Here is a 17,079-nt window from a genome sequence, read left to right as displayed (position 1 = left end):
CGAAGTGATTCACATCGAACTGCAGAAGGGTGTCTTCGTGGTGGTCGGATCGGCGTACTTCCCAGGGCCGATGTTGGTGGGTAAGAAGGCAGTGGTCACAGGCGGTTCCCAGGGAATCGGCGCAGCGATCGTTCGAGCATTTGCCTCGCATGGCGCGTCAGTTCTGGTTGTGGACATGGCACCGCTGGGCGAGGTCGAATTCGACTCAGCTGCAGGTGGTTCGATCAACCATCTCGAGTACGACGTGCGTGCGCAGGAAGTCCCCGTCGCGTTGACCGAGTTCGCGCCGGACGTTCTGGTGAACAATGTGGGTCATTTCCTGAACCCGCCGACAGCGTTCACCGGTACGGATCCAGGATTCTGGTCCGAGGCGGGCAACATCAATTTCGATCACGTCGTGCGCCTGACCCATGCCCTGCTTCCCGGCATGATCGATCGCGGAGTCGGTGGATCGATCGTGAACCTGACGACGGTGGAGGCGCATCGAGCGATCCCGGGCCACACCATGTACTCGGCATACAAGGCCGCGCTGACGCAGTTCACCAGAAGTCTTGGTGTGGAGATCGGTCGAACCGGAGTGCGCGTCAACGCCATTGCCCCGGATCTGATCGAGTCGGTACAGGTGCCGTATCGCAGGATCGTCCCTGCCGACGACTGGGACAAGTGGCCGGGGTGGGCGCCGCTGGGTGGACCGGGCCAGCCGGTCGACATTGCCGGCCCCGCGCTGTTCCTGGCTTCAGACCTGGCGAGATACATCACCGGAACCGTCATCCACGTCGACGGCGGCTCGCACGCTGCCGGAGGCTGGTTCCCCACCGAAGAAGGCGGCTGGACCAACCGGCCCCGAAAGGCTTGACACATGACAACTTTCAGTCTGAACGTTCCTAATTTCGGCACCACTCTCTCGGAGAACTCCTACGGGAAACTCGTGCAGGTCTGTCAGAGCGCGGAAGCTGCCGGCTTCGACCGGGTCCTCGTCACCGATCATGTGGTGATGGGCTCGGACAACTCGGCATATACGTGGTCGGCGTTCCCCACCGAGCCTGACGCCAACTGGCTCGAACCGCTGACCGTCCTGGCTTTTGTTGCCGGACAGACGAAGACAATTCGCTTGGGGACCGGAATCGTCATCGCGGTGCTTCGCGGGGGAGCGGTACTTGCCAAGACTGCCGCGACACTCGATCTGCTGTCCGGTGGCCGCCTCGACCTTGGCGTCGGAACCGGTTGGCAGCAACGCGAATACGACGCGGTCGGTATGGACTTCGGTAAGAGGGGACCGTTGCTCGACGACGCTCTCGCTGTGTGCCGGGCCCTGTGGAGTTCGGCGCCGGCGAGCATCGACACTCCTCGTCTGAAGTTCGACGACGTGTATTGCGCGCCCCGTCCAGCCGCTGGAATCCCGATCTGGGTATCCGGTTCGCTCTCCAAATCCGTCGTACGACGCGTCGCAACCTGGGGTGACGGGTGGATTCCGATCATGGGCGCCGCGGACGACGACCTACGTGAAGGGATCGATGTCATCGGGAAGGCCATGGCGGATCTCGGACGCGATCCAGCGGAATTGCAGGTCCGTGGGCGACTGACCGTTGTTCGCGGGGCTGACGGTTCGATCGATCTCCCGGCGACGATGATCGGTGCCGAACAGCTGCTCGAATCCGGTGCTACCGATGTGCTGGTCGCGCTCGCAGCTGTTGATCCGGATCCGGACACGGCGATGTCGGAGTTCGGCGAGCTGGTGTCGGCCTTCGCAAAGGTGACCCGATGACTATTGCGTTGAAGCGATAGTTCTATCGTGCGAAGTGTTGTAGTGCAGCTTGATCGAGGAGAGAACACATGACCGAGAGCATCGTCGTGGATACGAGCCTGGAAGGGTTGCTCGATGCCCGGATCAGCTGCCGCGCCTACGAGGACCGTCAGGTGCCACGTGAGGTGATCGAGGAGATCCTTCGGCTGGCGCAGAAGACGCCGTCGTGGTGCAACACGCAACCGTGGCAGGTTGCGATCACCGAAGGGGAGGGCACAGAGCGATTCCGCGCCGGGCTCGGTGAATACGTGATGGCCAACGCCCAGGAGTCGGACTTCGAGTTCCCCCGCGAGTACCAGGGCATCTACAAGTCGCGTCGGTTCGACTGTGCGATGGCGCTGTATTCGAGCGTCGGAATCGAGCACGGTGACCGCGCCGGTTCCGCGGCACAGACGATGAAGAACTTCGAGCTCTTCGGCGCTCCCCACGTCGCGATCATCACCACCGACGAGGCATTGGGCACCTACGGCGCCGTCGACTGTGGGTTGTACGTGAACAGCTTCCTGCTCGCGGCCCAGAGCCTGGGGGTGGCCACCATTCCGCAGGCGGCGCTCGCGGGTAGCTCCAAGTTCATTCACGAGCACTTCGGCATCGACGACACTCGCAAGGTCGTGTGCGCGATCTCGTTCGGGTACCCCGACACCGACCACCCGGTGAACGGATTCCGCACCGAACGCGAAACCGTCGACAACGTCGTGCAGTGGATGTCGAACTGATGTGGATGTCGAACTGATCACCTGCACTTCCAGGGATTGAGTGTTGAGCTGATTCACCTGAAAGACTGGTGGCATGTCCGACACACCCGAACTGTTCGATCGTCTGCGCCGATTCCCCGATGTCGAGGCACCCAATCTCTTTGCCGTCGACGCGGCTGATCGTCTGATCCTCGACGAGGCCGCCGACGCTCTGGCCGCGGCACCGGCGGGCACCGTCGTCGTGATCGGCGATCACTACGGTGCGCTGACCGCCGGTGTTGCGCTCGTTCACGGAATCGCCGGCGTGCGGGTTCACCAGGATCCGCTCACCGGAGAGTTGGCCCTCGCGAACAATGCGCGCGAACTCGGTTTCAGTGACGCCTTCACCTCCCACGGACTGGACGAGGAGTTGCTCAGCGGCGCCCGCGTCGTGCTCATGCAATTGCCGCGTAGCCTCGCTGAACTTGCCGAGATCGCTCAGCTGATCGCGCTCCACGCCGACCCGGCGGTTCGTGTCTACGCCGGTGGGCGTGACAAGCACATCACCCCGGCGATGAACAAGGTTCTCGGCGAATCGTTTTCCGACGTCAGCGCCTCGCGTGGGCGTCAGAAGTCCCGCGTACTCAAAGCGTCGGAACCGAAGGCTGACGTCGTCGTCACGTTCCCGATGGCCGAGCGCCTCGACGAGTTCGGCCTCGACGTCGTTGCTCATGGCGCCGTGTTTGCCGGCGCGAGCCTGGACATCGGCACCCGGTTGCTCCTGGAGAACCTCGGAAAGATTGCGGTCGATCCGCTGAGCGACGTGATCGATCTGGGTTGTGGCAGCGGCATTCTCGCGGCGGCGATCGCGCGGAAGTTCGCGGATGTCCACGTGATCGCAACGGATCAGTCCTCGGCAGCCGTCGCTTCGGCTCTGGCGACCGCAACTGCTAACGGCGTCGGCGATCGGGTCAGCGGCCTGCGCGACGACGCCGTGAGTTCGTTGCCCAGTGCGAGTGCCGATCTGGTTCTGTTGAACCCGCCGTTCCACGTCGGCGCGGCGGTGCACACCGGCGGAGCACTCAAGATGTTCGAAGCCGCCGGTCGCGTCCTGCGTCCGGGTGGCGAGTTGTGGACTGTTCACAACGCGCATCTGGGGTATCGCGAACCGCTGAAAGCCGCGGTGGGACCGAGCGAAGCGATGGCGAAGAACGCGAAGTTCATCGTGATGAAGTCGGTCAAACCGTCCTAGTATCGAAGAGTGTTGATCTTCCGGAAATGCGCCGGGAACTACAACCGACGCTTCGACGTTGTAAATTACGAGTGCTTTACTTTTAGTTAGGTACACGGACCGTGTCGGAAACTCGGATCCGTACGGCGAACCCGCGACGCACCCGTCGTAGGCCACCACGATGAAGGGATGATCACGGTGCGCACCACCAGCAACCCGGTGTTCCGCAATCTGCCCAAGCAAGAGGGCAACGGATACGCCTCGTTCGGATCTGCGACGGCGGGCGCCTCGCAGGCAACCCAGCAGTTCGGTCAGCCGCAGTACGCTCCGGCCGAGCCGTACCAGACCGGTCCCACCTCGCGGGCCATGACGATCGACGACGTCGTCACCAAGACGGGCATCACGCTCGGCGTGCTGTCAGTGACCGCGCTGATTTCGTACTTCCTTGTGAACAACGACCCCAGCCTCGCGACACCTTTCGTGATTGTCGGCGGACTAGTTGGCCTTGTTCTGGTGTTGGTGGCCACGTTCGGGCGCAAGATGGACAGCCCGGTTATCGTGTTGGCGTATGCGGCATTCGAGGGCCTCTTTCTCGGCGCGCTGTCGTTCATGTTCACGTTCCCGATCGAGGCTGCAGGCGGTGCAGAGGCTTCGACGCTGATCGCCCAAGCTGTTCTCGGCACTTTCGGTGTGTTCTTCGGCATGCTGGTCGTCTACAAGACGGGCGCGATTCGCGTTACGCCGCGCTTGACGCGAATGATCATCGGCGCATTGATCGGCGTTGTCGTTCTGGCGCTCGGTAACCTCGTGGCCAGTTTCTTCATCGATGGGGGATTGGGACTGCGTGACGGTGGCCCGATTGCCATCATCTTCAGCCTCGTGTGCATTGGTCTGGCAGCGTTCAGCTTCCTACTGGACTTCGACGCCGCTGATCAACTGATCCGCGCACAGGCTCCGGAGAAGGCGGCCTGGGGTGTAGCGCTCGGTCTTACGGTCACGCTCGTGTGGCTGTACATCGAGATCCTCCGTCTTCTGAGTTACTTCAGCAGAGACTGATAGCGCCGTACTACTCGCAAGACGCTGACAAAAGAAGGGCCCCGCGAGGGGCCCTTCTTTTGTCGTCTGTGGGCGGTTACGGTGCTTGGATGCCTAGCAACTGCTTGGTTTGGAGCGAAGGGGAGCGAATGTCGACAAACACCACCGAACCCGTGCTTGTGGCGGATGCCGGAGCAGTGCGAACGCTGACCTTCAACAATCCGGGCCGCCTGAACGCTTTCGATGCGGCCGGCTTTCGAGCGTTGACCAAGGCGCTTGACGACGCGGCGTCGGACGAAGCCGTGGCCGTGGTGATCGTCGAGGGCGCAGGCAAGGCATTTTCCAGTGGCGTCGACCTACGCGCACTCGCCGAACCAGGCACCGACAATTCAGACTTCGGCCATGCATTCGCGCCGCTGATCGTTGCGCTGGTGGAGTTCCCGAAGCCCTTGATCGCCGCGGTGCACGGCGCTGCCGTCGGCATCGGCCTGACCATGCTGCTTTACTGCGACGTCGTCTACGTTGCCGAGGACGCACGCCTGCGGGCACCGTTCACTTCGCTGGGTACCGCTCCTGAAGCTGCCAGTAGTTGGTTGCTGCCCAAGGTGATCGGAACGCAGCGCGCCGCCGAGCTGATCCTGTCGGCCCGGTGGCTCAGCGGCATCGAAGCTGCCGCCTACGGACTGGCGACCGCTGCCCTACCGGCCGACCAGGTACAGGCACGCGCCCGCGAGAGTGCCGAGCAGATTGCCGCCAACATCGGACCGGCAGTCCTTGCCGCCAAGCGACTGCTCCGCCACGGTTGGGCCGACGAAGCCCGCGCCGCTGTGCAGCGTGAGGACGACGCTGCCCGAGCGTTGATTCGCGAGTTGGGGAGTTTTGCTCGGAAATTCACGACTACCTGAAACACGACCACACGAAAGCGGCCGCCCGGCAGAAGCCGGGCGGCCGCTTTCTACGTGCTCAGGGGATCAGCTGAGGCGCTCGATCACCATTGCCATGCCCTGTCCGCCGCCGACACACATGGTCTCGACGCCGAAGGTCTTGTCCTGCTCCTGCAGGTTGTTGATCAGGGTGTTGGTGATGCGGGCACCGGTCATACCGAAGGGGTGACCCAGGGCGATCGCGCCACCGGAGATGTTGAGCTTGTCCTCTTCGATGCCCAGTTCGCGAGCGGATCCGAGGACCTGCACGGCGAATGCCTCGTTGATCTCGAACAGGTCGATGTCGGAGATCGACTTGCCGGCGATCTTCAGGGCGTTCTTGACGGCCTGGATCGGGCCGAGGCCCATGATCTCGGGGGACAGGCCCGAGACGCCGGTGGAGACGATGCGAGCCAGCGGGGTCAGGCCGAGTGCCTTCGCCTTGGTGTCGGACATGATCACCAGTGCGGCTGCGCCGTCGTTGAGCGGGCAGGCATTGCCGGCGGTGACGGTGCCGTCGGGGCGGAAGACGGGCTTGAGGCCGCTGATGCCCTCGTAGGTGGTGCCGGCGCGGGGGCCGTCGTCCTTGGAGACGACGGTGCCGTCGGCGAGGGTGACTGGCGTGATTTCACGCTCGAAGAAGCCGCGAGCGATGGCTTCCTCGGCGCGGTTCTGGCTGCGAACTGCCCAGCGGTCCTGGTCTTCGCGGGTGATGCCGGTGGCCGAAGCGACGTTCTCGGCGGTCTGGCCCATGCCCAGGTACACGTCGGGGATCAGGCCTTCTTCGCGAGGATCGGTCCAGGCGACTCCACCCTCGGCGAGCTTGGCGCTACGAGCCTGCGCTGCGTCGAAGAGCGGGTTCTTGGTGTTGGGTAGGCCGTCGGCGTTGCCCGTGATGAAACTGGAGACGGACTCGACGCCGGCGGAGATGAAGACGTCGCCCTCGCCTGCGCGGATGGCGTGCAGTGCCATACGGGTGGTCTGCAGCGAGGAGGAACAGTAACGGTTGACCGTCACACCGGGGAGGAAGTCGTAGCCGAGCTGAACGGCGACGACGCGGGCGATGTTGAAGCCCGACTGTCCGGCGGGCTGGCCGCAACCGAGCATGAGGTCGTCGATCTCGGTGGGGTCGAGCTCGGGGATCTTTGCCAACGCGGCGGCAACCATCTGAGTTGCGAGGTCATCCGGGCGGATGTCCTTGAGCGAACCCTTCATTGCGCGGCCGATGGGCGACCGTACTGCTGAGACGATTACTGCCTCGGGCATGAAAACTCCTTTTGTGTACTGCTCGTGGGCGGCTTGAAACGCCGTCGAGCAGGGCAAGTTGAATGCAGCTTCGACTTACAATTTACGTTGCCGCTCCCAGATGGTGGTCACGCAGTCTCACTCAGTTGACGTCGGGGCGCTGAACTGCGGGTTTGGTGCGTCTCGCGAAGGCTTTCCACTGAGTTGCCGCTGCCGTCAGTCGGGCCGCGACGGTGCGAGCTTGCGCCGCCTCCGAGACGTGGGGAAGTTCGGGTAGCGGGCCACCCTGCCACTCACCCAGAGCCGACGCGAGAACCGGGACGATCTGCTTCGCCGCGAGTTCGTAGCCGGCCGCCGACGGGTGGAAACGATCAGCCGAGAACATCGTGTCGGGCGAGGCCAGGAATTCCTTGGCCAGCAGGTCGGCTAGTGGAACGGGATGACCCCCGGCGTTTCTGGTCGCGGACGCCTGGGCGAGCGCGAGACGATGACCCCATTCACGCACCACGGAGCGCAGTGGTTGCGGGATAGCCGTGACCACCCCCAGATCCGGGCAGGTGCCGACAACAACGACGGCGCCACTCTCGCGTAGCCGTCGTACCGCGTCGCCGAGGCGTTTTGCCGAAGCATGAATTGCGTTCTTCGCCGTGACGTCGTTGGCGCCGATCAGGATCACGGCAGCATCCGGGGGAGGGCCGGCGACGAACATGGCGTCGACCTGCCCACTCAACCCGCGTGAGGTGGCGCCGCCGATGGCCTTGGTGCTCAAACGGATTCGCTTCCCGGTTTCACTCGCAAGCAGCTTCGCGACCTGCACACCCGGAACTTCCGACGCCGTCAGCGCGCCGACGCCGGCCGCCGACGAATCGCCGAAGATCATCAAGTGGAGATCGAAGGGCACGGCCCGCCACCAGAGTTCCGGGTTGTCGGCGCCGGGTGCGTACACCCCGTCCGCCTCGGGTGGCTTGGCGATATTGCGACCGATCACCCCACGGGCCGCCCCCGCCTGCGACATCAGATAGTTGTAGCCCAACCAGGAGAGCGTGCCTGCACTCGATCCGGCCACCACCGTGGCCACCGACGCTTTCAGTCCGGTTCGACTCACACTTGCCAATCTAGCCGGATTGCACCACCTTCGCCCGACGTCCGCGCGCACCGTTTTCTTTCATCTGGGAACATGGACGAATGCGCATCGCGGAACACGTCGTCGACCTCATCGGCAACACCCCACTCGTCAAGCTCACGTCCGTCACGGGCGAAAACTTCGGCACGGTGGCAGCCAAGGTCGAATACCTCAACCCTGGCGGTAGCTCCAAGGACCGCATCGCCGTCAAGATGATCGACGCAGCCGAGGCTTCGGGTGAACTGAAGCCCGGCGGCACCATCGTCGAGCCGACTTCGGGCAATACCGGAATCGGCTTGGCACTCGTGGCGCAAAAGCGTGGATACAAGTGCGTTTTCGTCTGCCCAGACAAGGTCAGCGAAGACAAGCGCAACGTCCTGCGTGCCTACGGCGCCGAGGTGGTCGTGTGCCCCACGGCCGTCGCACCGGACAACCCGAACAGCTACTACAGCGTCTCCGACCGCCTCACCCGTGAGATCCCCGGCGCCTGGAAGCCCAACCAGTACTCCAACCCGGGCGGACCGGAGAGCCACTACGAGACCACCGGTCCCGAGATCTGGGCCGACACCGACGGCAAGATCACGCACTTCGTCGCGGGCGTCGGCACCGGCGGCACCATCACCGGCACCGGCCGCTACCTCAAAGAAGTTTCGGGCGGCAAGGTGAAGGTCATCGGCGCAGACCCCGAAGGCTCCGTCTACTCCGGCGGCACCGGTCGCCCGTACCTGGTCGAAGGCGTCGGCGAAGACTTCTGGCCGTCGGCATACGACCCGTCCATCCCGGACGAGATCATCGCCGTCTCGGATGCCGATTCCTTCGAGATGACGCGTCGCCTCGCCCGCGAAGAGGGACTGCTGGTCGGCGGTTCCTGCGGTATGGCAGTCGTCGCTGCCCTCGAAGTAGCCAAGCGCGAAGGCCCCGACGCTCTGATCGTCGTCCTCCTCCCGGACGGTGGCCGCGGCTACCTGTCCAAGATCTTCAACGATCAGTGGATGGCGTCGTACGGATTCCTGCGCACCCCACTCGACGGCAAGACCAACGTCCCCACCGTCGGCGACGTCCTGCGCGGCAAGTCGGGCGAGCTGCCGGACCTCGTTCACACTCACCCGTCGGAGACTCTGCGCGACGCGATCGAGATCCTGCGCGAGTACGGCGTGTCCCAGATGCCCGTCGTCGGTGCGGAACCGCCGGTCATGGCAGGCGAGGTCGCCGGAAGCGTGTCCGAGCGAGATCTGCTGAGCGCGGTATTCGAAGGCCGTGCGCACCTTGCGGATTCCGTCGAGAAGCACATGAGCAAGCCGTTCCCGCTCATCGGTTCCGGCGAGCCGGTGTCGGCTGCCACGAAGGCGCTCGGTGACACCGACGCACTCATGGTCGTCGACGACGGCAAGCCGGTCGGTGTCATCACGCGCCACGATCTCCTGGGTTTCCTGAGTTCGGATTCCTGAGTTCGGATTCCTGCGCCGGTGCCGGCGCCATTAGGCTGGGGACCATGAGTGAGCAACGCAGCAAGGCCGACAACATCAGCTGGCAGGGTTTCTCCACGAAAGCGGTGCATGCGGGTTACGAACCCGATCCGCTGACCGGTGCGGTCAACGTGCCGATCTACGCAAGTTCCACCTTCGCCCAAGACGGCGTCGGTGGAATGCGCAGTGGCTTCGAGTACGCGCGAACGGGCAACCCCACCCGTCGCCCGCTCGAGGCGAACCTTGCCGCGCTCGAATCCGGAACCTACGGCCGAGCGTTCAGTTCGGGAATGGCGGCCACCGACTGCCTGCTCCGTTCGGTACTTCGACCGGGCGATCACCTGGTCATCCCCGACGACGCGTACGGCGGAACCTTCCGTCTCATCGACAAGGTGTTCACGCAGTGGGGGATCGAGTACACCCCGGCTCCGGTGTCCGACGTCGATGCGGTGCGCGCGGCGATGAAGTCCAACACCAAGCTGGTCTGGGTCGAGACGCCCACGAACCCGCTGCTCAATATCGGTGACATCGAGCTCCTTGCCGAGGTCGCCCACGAGGGCAACGCAAAGATCGTGGTGGACAACACCTTCGCGTCGCCGTACCTGCAGCAGCCGCTGCAGCTCGGTGCCGACATCGCGCTGCACTCCACGACCAAGTACATCGGCGGACACTCCGACGTGGTCGGTGGCGCTCTCGTCTGCAACGACGAAGAACTGGATACCGCGTTTGCGTTCCTGCAGAACGGATCCGGTGGCGTTCCCGGCCCGTTCGACGCGTTCCTGACGTTGCGCGGAATCAAGACACTGGCGCTGCGCATGGAGCGTCACAGTGACAACGCGGAGAAGGTCGTCGAATTGCTCGACGGCCACCCCGCGGTTGCCAGCGTCATCTACCCGGGCCTGGCTTCGCATCCGTCACACAAGGTCGCGGCCAAGCAGATGCGACGCTTCGGCGGCATGATCTCCGTCCGCCTCAAGGGCGGCAAGGCGGCAGCTCTCGACCTGTGCTCGCGCACCGAGATCTTCACGCTGGCAGAATCTCTCGGCGGCGTCGAATCCCTCATCGAGTTCCCCGGCGCGATGACCCACGCCTCGACGGCCGGTTCCGCTCTCGAGGTTCCCGACGATCTGGTTCGCCTGTCGGTCGGCATCGAAGACGCTTCCGATCTGGTCGGCGACATCGAGCAAGCGCTGTCCTGATCTTCGCTCTACAGTAATTCGACTTCGAATCTGCAGTGCGCCTTCACACCTCACGAGGGTGTGGAGGCGCACTTTCTGGAGGCATGCGTGAATCTCGAACAGATAAAGGCTGCACAGCAACTGCTCGCCCCGGTCATGCGACGCACCCCGGTCGTGGCCTCGCGAGTGTTGTCCGAAACCACCGGCTTCGCCGTGAGCTTGAAATGTGAAAACCTGCAGCGCACCGGCTCTTTCAAACCGCGCGGTGCGTACAACCGCATTGCCAATCTTTCCGCAGAGGAACGGGCAGCGGGCGTGGTGGCGGCCAGTGCCGGTAACCATGCGCAGGGAGTTGCCTGGTCTGCAACAGAATTGGGAATCAAGTCGACCGTCTTCATGCCGACGGGTGCGCCGCTGCCGAAGTTGGTGGCCACCAAGGCATATGGAGCTCAGGTCCACCTGCACGGTTCGACTGTCGACGAAGCGCTCGTGGCCGCTCGCGAATTCGCGGACCGGACCGGAGCGGTTCTGGTCCACCCGTTCGATCACGAGGACGTCGTGGCGGGGCAGGGGACTGTGGGGCTCGAAATCCTCGAGCAACTGCCTGAGGTCGGCACGATCCTCGTCCCGACCGGCGGCGGTGGGTTGATCGCCGGAGTGGCCGCAGCAGTCAAAGCTGTACGCCCGCAGGTCCGCATCGTCGGAGTGCAGGCCGAGACGGCGGCTGCCTGGCCGGCGTCGTTGGCAGCCGGGAAGCCGACCGCCTTGGCGTCGATGTCCACGATGGCAGACGGTATCGCCGTTGGCTGCCCTGGCGAGGTTCCGTTCGCCGAAGTTGCCGCCCATGTCGATGCCGTGGTGACGGTCAGCGAGGAAGCGCTGTCCAAAGCGCTCCTGCTGTGCCTCGAACGCGCCAAGCTCATCGTCGAACCGGCCGGCGTTGCGGCCGTTGCGGCCTTGATGACCTGCTCTCCGGAGGAGCTGGGACTGACAGGGCCGGTGTGCGCCGTGCTTTCCGGCGGCAACATCGATCCGCTACTTCTCACGCACGTCATCTCGCACGGTCTGCGAGCGGCCGGACGGTTCCTCGGCGTTCACATCACCATCGACGATCGGCCGGGCGCACTGGTCTCGTTGCTCGAAGTGGTTCGAGCGAACGGCGCCAGCGTGGTCGACGTCATCCATTCCCGTACCGGTGGCGAACTCGCGCTCGACGAAGTGGAAGTCTTCCTCACCGTCGAGACGCGGGGTCCGGACAACAAGGCGGAACTTCTCACCGCCTTCGACCGTGCCGGCTACGCCGTACGACTGCAGAACTGACGCGACTTACTCGTCAGGCCAGCCGCCCAGAACCGTTACGCGGTACTCCTGGTCGACCAGCCTGGCGGGTACGTCGAGTTGATGTAGCCAGTCGATGGCCGAACCGCCCATGCCGACCGCAACCCGACTGAATGCGGCGGCCTGGGCGCAGGAAGATGCAATCACCGACACCGTGCGCCACATCGGCGTCGCCGTCGATTCGCGGTGCAGTGGTTTGACGGTGCTGGCCGTGGCGATCCCGCAGTCGGAAGGAAGCGCTACCTGGCACGTCGGGTCGCCGGGCAGGTCTTGAACCTGAATCTGCCAGCTGTCTTCCGGCGCCGGGCCGGCAACCGCGATGTCCCCGCCGAGGCCGACCAGTACTCCGCACCCGAGAAGCGTGGCGGTGGATGCCGCGCAGTGGTCCGCTGAACTGGCGCGGGCCGTCGCGGACAGATCGAGAACGACGTCGTCCGGGCTGTACACGCGGTTGTTCTCGACGCGGATCTTCCACCAGGAGTGAGGGTCTGCCGACCCGGCCGTCGGCGTGAGTTTGCCGTCGGTCAGTCGTGCGACGGCCAACGCGTCTTCGAGGAAGTGCGCGAACATCGGAGTCACGGCGACGCCGTCGACGTTGCTCGCGGCGCTGACATAGGTACGAATCTCGGAGTCGGCACGATCTCGATTGGTGGCAGCGTCGGCAGCGGTGAGGTATCCGCGAACCAGGCTGGCCGCGGAGGGAAGGACATCAGGGTCGGTGACTACGACCCGGGCCTGCACACCCCACGTGAGCCACTCGGAGGCCGAGCGCGGAGTGCTCACGAACCGTTGGAGACGGCGTCCGGGGTTCCGAATCCGGCGACCACGACGGGCCGCTTCGCTACGGGATTCTTGGTGTGAGAAGCCGAGGTGTCCGGCGCGAGTGCCGTGGCAGTGGGAGAAGAAACGAGTGAAAGTCCGCCGCTTGCGAGTGCTCCCGCCACAGCCGTGGCTGCGAGGGCGAGGCGAACGGGTCGATACACCGTAGTGCGTCCCCGGGCGGGTCGTGGCCGATCGTCGCTCATGCACTCAGCTTGCACGCCGAACCTGAGAAAAGCCTTGGTGTCTGTAGTCATTTGCGTAACGCCCACCGAGATAAATGAGACATTGGTTACAGGAGTCGCGAGACTGAGCCGTGTCGAATGCATGTTCGAAAGGGTAGATGTTCGCACCGACAAGTTTCGGGTACGACCACGTACGTAGATTTTCAGAGGTTTATCGGAGGTTCGGATGGCAGTCGGTGTCCTGGCGATCGCTGTGTCGATCGGCACCGCACTGGGCGTGATGAGTGGAACTCTCGGAGCGCCCGCACAAGTCGAGAAGAACGAGTCTTCGAATGCTGCAGTCTCACTTGCAGCCTGGAACGGACCGGCACGAACTCAGGACACACCTGAGGGAATCGTGCCTTCCGTACCCTCCAACTTTCCGGGAGCGACATTGGCGCCCGTTGGAGCGGTGGCGGTGTTCGCGCCGTGGATCAAGAAGGCCGGTGCTCTGTGCTCGGAGATCACGCCCGCGGTGATCGCTTCACTGTACTCGGTCGAGAACGGATTCAAGTACGGACCCGATACCGACATCTCACCGGAAGGTGGGCGCGGGCCTGGCCGCTTCACCACCGCAGCGTGGACGGCATACGGCAAGGACGGTGACGGCGACGGAAAGATGGACATCCTGGGCGTTGCCGATCCGGTGATGACAACCGGATACCGGTTGTGCGATCTCGTGAAGCAAGCGCAGTCCTGGCAGAAGTCCGGTGAGGTCGAGGGCGATACCGTCGACCTCGCGCTCGCTGCCTACGACGTCGGGCCGGACGCAGTTCGCGAAGCGGGCGGCGTCCCCGCCGACAAGGCGGGCGAGGTTCCCGCGGAGCAGGCGGTCGCCGCTCCGTTTGTCGCACAGATCAAATCGTTGCAGGACTCGTTCGCTCTGATGCTCGCACCCTTCGACTACAACAACCTCGCCGCTGCCGTTGGCGGCGTCGTCGAGGCCGGTCTGAAGTTTCTCGGATTGCCGTACGTGTGGGGCGGCGGAAACATCAACGGGCCCTCGATGGGCGGGTTCGACTGCTCGGGTCTGACGTCGTACGCGATCCACGCGGCCACCGGAGTGACTCTGCCCCGGACCTCGGAGACACAGTGGGGCGTCGGCGTCGAGATCCCGCTGGATCAGGCGCAGCCCGGTGACCTGTTGTTCGGCAACTGGCAGGCAGGCGGTCCCGGCCACGTGGCGATCTATGTCGGGAACGGACAGATGCTTCACGCACCCACATTCGGTGACGTGGTGAAGGTCGGCCCGATCTTCGCCGGCATGAAGGCTCGCCGCGTGGTGTGAGTGGGCCGGAACTGCAACGCCGACAGAGCAAGAAGCGCCACCCGACCGAGTCGGGTGGCGCTTCTTTTCAGAGCTGGTACAGCCGATCAGCTGTGGTAAGGCTCCGCGCTCAGCAGGGTGACCTTCATGGTGCTGCCGTTGGGCAGGTTGTACTCACGCGTGTCGCCGACCTTGGCTTCGAGCAGCGCGCCGCCCAGCGGTGAGTTCGGGGAGTAGACCTCGAGCTTGGCGTCACGTGCGCCTTCTTCGCGGGTAGCGATGAGGAACGTCTCGGTGTCACTCTCGTCGCCGTCGTAGTAGACCTTGACTACGGATCCGGGCAGTGCAACACCGGACTGAGTGGGGGCCTCGCCGACCTTTGCGCTGTTCAGCAGCTCCTGGAGCTGGCGAATGCGGGCTTCCTGCTGACCCTGCTCTTCGCGGGCAGCGTGGTAGCCGCCGTTCTCTTTCAGGTCACCCTCTTCGCGACGCTCGTTGATCTCGGCGGCGATGACCGGGCGATTGGCGATGAGCTGGTCGAGTTCGTTCTTGAGCCTGTCATGTGATTCCTGGGTAAGCCAGGTCACCTGGGTCTCGGTCATCTCGATCACTCCCTAGTAGTCGGAGCCGGGGGCTCCCTCGACGATCGCTGCAACAGCAGCGAACAACGACTCGGAAGCACCACCAGGGATGCAACCTTGCCGTCAAACCTTGCGTCAATGCAGCAATACACGGTTCCACCCGGAACCGTGTATCGGGCAATTCTATCACGCATGACTACCCGCCCTGTCCGGCGCCAAACGTCCGGCAGGGTGGATGCGTTCCGAGGTCAGCTCTTGGTCAGGTACTCCGGAACGTCGAAGCTACAGCCGTAGACGTCGGCCATGCCTGGCGGCTGGGACGTCTTGACCTCGGTGTTGAACTCGAGGGTCTGATGCTCGGAGGACGGGACGTAGACCTCACGTCGTCCGGTTTCGGATCCGTCCTTCGAGCGAGCGCGCACGATGCACATCGCGTCACGTGACGAGTCGTCGCGCGTGACGGTGAAGCGAATCTTCACCGTGGAGTCGTTGGCGATGTCGAACGAGATGGTCTCGGTCTCGATTTCCTTGACCGCAAATTTTCCGTACGCGTAGTACGCGATTCCGCCGCCTACGACGATGACGAGTGCGGTCAGAGCCCACACCATCCACTTGCGGGGACTGCCCGTGCGAGTTGTGCTCGGGTACCGATCTTGGGGAAGCGGTTTGCTCATCACTCTGCTCTCGAAGACTCGAGTTCACGTGTCGTGCAGCAACTGACTGTGTCCCGCCGAATTACCGAAGGGGTCACGGCTGCGCCAGGAACTCTCGGGTGGAACTATAGAGGACGTGTCCCGTCGCGCCGTCGGTAGGTTTGTCGGCAGTCGGTACGTTTGACGGCAACCACCCGGAGTCATCCGAGCGGTGCACAGCGTGTGACTCGAAGACTGCCGGTGACGGCTACAGGTGAACTGCCGGTGACGGCTACAAGTGAACTGCCGGCAACGGCTACAGGTGAAGTTGAGGTGAACGAACACGTGAGCGGATTCCGGCTCATGGCCGTCCATGCCCATCCCGACGACGAGTCGAGCAAGGGTGCGGCCACCACCGCCCGTTATGCAGCCGAAGGCCACGAAGTGATGGTCCTGACGCTCACCGGGGGTGAGCGTGGCGACATTCTCAACCCGGCCATGGACGTTCCCGGTGTCCGCGATCGAATCAGCGAAGTTCGCCAGGAGGAGATGGCCGAGGCCGCTCGCATCCTGGGCGTGAAGCAGCGCTGGCTCGGTTTCGTCGATTCCGGGCTCCCCGAGGGTGATCCTCTTCCTCCGCTGCCCGAAGGGTGCTTCGCTCTCGTTCCGCTCGAAGAGTCGACGCGCGCTCTGGTCAAGGTGATTCGCGAGTTCCGTCCCCACGTCGTCACGACGTACGACGAGAACGGCGGATACCCGCACCCGGATCACATCCGGTGCCACGAGGTGTCGATGGCTGCCTACGAGGCCGCTGCCGATCCCGAGTACTTCCCCGAGGACGGTCAGCCGTGGGAAATCAAGAAGGTCTACTACTCGCACGGATTCATCCGTAAGCGCCTCGAACTCTTCCAGGAGGAGTACGAGCGTCGCGGTGAGCCGTTCCCGATGGCGGACTGGCTCAAGAAGTGGAAGACCGAGCGCGGCGACATGATGGTCCGGGTGACCACTCAGGTCACGTGCGGCGACTACTTTCCCCAGCGCGACGACGCTCTGCGTGCGCACGCGACGCAGATCGATCCCAACGGTTCGTTCTTCGCTGTGCCGCTCGATATTCAGCAGAAGATCTGGCCCACCGAGGAATTCGAGCTCGCCAAGACGCGGGTCACCACGTCCATTCCGGAAACCGACCTGTTCGCAGGTCTCGAAGAGGACGCTCAAAAGTGAATGCTCTGTCCGCCGAGGTAGTTCTCGGCACCACACAATTTCTTGCTCAGACCCCGAGTAACCCATCCGGTCCGGAGTTCGGAAAGTCGTCTCCGGTCGGCCTGCTGGTGATTCTTGCGCTGCTCATCGGTGTGATCCTCTTGGTTCGGTCGATGAATCGCCAGCTCAAGAAGCTGCCGGAAACGTTCGAACCGGATCATCCCGAACTCGATCAGCAGGCAGACGAAGGCACCGACCGGGGAGCGATCACAGCTCCGAGCCCGGCGGAACCGAACGTCTCTACCGAGAAGAAGCCGAAGCAAGAATCCTGAGACG

18 protein-coding genes are annotated in these 17,079 nt (G+C 63.8%); 12 read left to right on the top strand and 6 right to left on the bottom strand.

The window, feature by feature from the left end:
* Window positions 1-4: 4 nt before the first annotated feature.
* The 6 genes from GJB56_RS13825 (at window position 5) to GJB56_RS13800 (ending at window position 5,649) form a co-directional block, all read left to right on the top strand.
* A complete protein-coding gene (locus GJB56_RS13825; RefSeq protein ID WP_021332745.1) occupies window positions 5-856 on the top strand; it encodes an SDR family NAD(P)-dependent oxidoreductase in 852 nt (283 codons plus the stop codon).
* Between the two features lie 3 nt (window positions 857-859).
* On the top strand, window positions 860-1,765 hold the full coding sequence (locus tag GJB56_RS13820) for a TIGR03619 family F420-dependent LLM class oxidoreductase (protein WP_113683176.1): 906 nt from the start codon (window positions 860-862) through the stop codon (window positions 1,763-1,765).
* A 68-nt stretch (window positions 1,766-1,833) separates the two neighbouring features.
* Window positions 1,834-2,520 carry a nitroreductase gene (locus tag GJB56_RS13815; RefSeq protein ID WP_020908534.1) on the top strand — a complete coding sequence of 229 codons (687 nt, stop codon included), beginning with the start codon at window positions 1,834-1,836 and terminating at the stop codon, window positions 2,518-2,520.
* 73 nt (window positions 2,521-2,593) lie between these two features.
* The gene (locus GJB56_RS13810) at window positions 2,594-3,730 is read left to right on the top strand and encodes a class I SAM-dependent methyltransferase (RefSeq protein WP_019744603.1); all 1,137 of its coding nucleotides are present in this window, start codon (window positions 2,594-2,596) and stop codon (window positions 3,728-3,730) included.
* A 177-nt stretch (window positions 3,731-3,907) separates the two neighbouring features.
* Window positions 3,908-4,765 carry a Bax inhibitor-1/YccA family protein gene (locus tag GJB56_RS13805; protein ID WP_175413833.1) on the top strand — a complete coding sequence of 286 codons (858 nt, stop codon included), beginning with the start codon at window positions 3,908-3,910 and terminating at the stop codon, window positions 4,763-4,765.
* A gap of 128 nt (window positions 4,766-4,893) precedes the next feature.
* On the top strand, window positions 4,894-5,649 hold the full coding sequence (locus tag GJB56_RS13800; protein ID WP_113683175.1) for an enoyl-CoA hydratase/isomerase family protein: 756 nt from the start codon (window positions 4,894-4,896) through the stop codon (window positions 5,647-5,649).
* A gap of 66 nt (window positions 5,650-5,715) precedes the next feature.
* Here GJB56_RS13800 and GJB56_RS13795 read toward each other — a convergent pair whose 3' ends face one another.
* Complete coding sequence (locus GJB56_RS13795; RefSeq protein WP_019744600.1) at window positions 5,716-6,933, bottom strand: acetyl-CoA C-acetyltransferase; 1,218 nt, start codon at window positions 6,931-6,933, stop codon at window positions 5,716-5,718.
* A 121-nt stretch (window positions 6,934-7,054) separates the two neighbouring features.
* Entirely contained in the window at window positions 7,055-8,026 is a 972-nt protein-coding gene (locus tag GJB56_RS13790) for an SGNH/GDSL hydrolase family protein (RefSeq protein ID WP_046378939.1), read from the bottom strand.
* A 71-nt stretch (window positions 8,027-8,097) separates the two neighbouring features.
* On the opposite strand from GJB56_RS13790, the gene GJB56_RS13785 reads away from it, so the two are divergent.
* The 3 genes from GJB56_RS13785 to ilvA all read left to right on the top strand — a co-directional run bounded on the left by GJB56_RS13785 (window position 8,098) and on the right by ilvA (window position 11,999).
* Window positions 8,098-9,483, top strand: coding sequence for a cystathionine beta-synthase (locus GJB56_RS13785; RefSeq protein WP_003943292.1), 1,386 nt, complete (start codon window positions 8,098-8,100; stop codon window positions 9,481-9,483).
* Between the two features lie 44 nt (window positions 9,484-9,527).
* Window positions 9,528-10,700, top strand: coding sequence for a cystathionine gamma-synthase (locus GJB56_RS13780; RefSeq protein ID WP_007728802.1), 1,173 nt, complete (start codon window positions 9,528-9,530; stop codon window positions 10,698-10,700).
* Window positions 10,701-10,835: 135 nt separating this feature from the next.
* Window positions 10,836-11,999 (top strand): threonine ammonia-lyase, encoded by a 1,164-nt coding sequence (ilvA, locus tag GJB56_RS13775; protein ID WP_223257899.1) that lies wholly within the window; start codon window positions 10,836-10,838, stop codon window positions 11,997-11,999.
* A gap of 6 nt (window positions 12,000-12,005) precedes the next feature.
* On the opposite strand, the gene GJB56_RS13770 is transcribed toward ilvA, so the two are convergent.
* Window positions 12,006-12,800, bottom strand: coding sequence for an FAD:protein FMN transferase (locus tag GJB56_RS13770; RefSeq protein WP_069146353.1), 795 nt, complete (start codon window positions 12,798-12,800; stop codon window positions 12,006-12,008).
* A complete protein-coding gene (locus tag GJB56_RS13765; protein ID WP_153211881.1) occupies window positions 12,797-13,042 on the bottom strand; it encodes a hypothetical protein in 246 nt (81 codons plus the stop codon). Before GJB56_RS13765 ends, GJB56_RS13770 begins: the two co-directional genes overlap by 4 nt.
* Window positions 13,043-13,247: 205 nt before the next feature.
* Here GJB56_RS13765 and GJB56_RS13760 point away from each other — a divergent pair, with 205 nt between their 5' ends.
* Entirely contained in the window at window positions 13,248-14,348 is a 1,101-nt protein-coding gene (locus GJB56_RS13760) for a C40 family peptidase (RefSeq protein WP_019744596.1), read from the top strand.
* Window positions 14,349-14,434: 86 nt separating this feature from the next.
* On the opposite strand, the gene greA is transcribed toward GJB56_RS13760, so the two are convergent.
* Both greA and GJB56_RS13750 read right to left on the bottom strand, forming a co-directional pair.
* The gene (greA, locus tag GJB56_RS13755; RefSeq protein WP_007726385.1) at window positions 14,435-14,929 is read right to left on the bottom strand and encodes a transcription elongation factor GreA; all 495 of its coding nucleotides are present in this window, start codon (window positions 14,927-14,929) and stop codon (window positions 14,435-14,437) included.
* Window positions 14,930-15,156: 227 nt separating this feature from the next.
* Complete coding sequence (locus GJB56_RS13750; protein ID WP_020970262.1) at window positions 15,157-15,582, bottom strand: DUF4307 domain-containing protein; 426 nt, start codon at window positions 15,580-15,582, stop codon at window positions 15,157-15,159.
* 303 nt (window positions 15,583-15,885) lie between these two features.
* On the opposite strand from GJB56_RS13750, the gene mca reads away from it, so the two are divergent.
* Both mca and GJB56_RS13740 read left to right on the top strand, forming a co-directional pair.
* Window positions 15,886-16,764 (top strand): mycothiol conjugate amidase Mca, encoded by an 879-nt coding sequence (mca, locus tag GJB56_RS13745; RefSeq protein ID WP_020908526.1) that lies wholly within the window; start codon window positions 15,886-15,888, stop codon window positions 16,762-16,764.
* Complete coding sequence (locus GJB56_RS13740) at window positions 16,761-17,075, top strand: hypothetical protein (protein ID WP_007726381.1); 315 nt, start codon at window positions 16,761-16,763, stop codon at window positions 17,073-17,075. The genes mca and GJB56_RS13740 overlap by 4 nt, the downstream gene beginning before the upstream one ends.
* Window positions 17,076-17,079: the final 4 nt, after the last annotated feature.

The sequence above is a fragment of the Rhodococcus sp. AQ5-07 genome (assembly GCF_009707305.1).
In the GTDB taxonomy this organism is placed as follows: domain Bacteria; phylum Actinomycetota; class Actinomycetes; order Mycobacteriales; family Mycobacteriaceae; genus Rhodococcus_F; species Rhodococcus_F erythropolis.
Note: the sequence above shows the minus strand (reverse complement) of the source record. Positions and strands in the feature narration are given on the sequence as shown.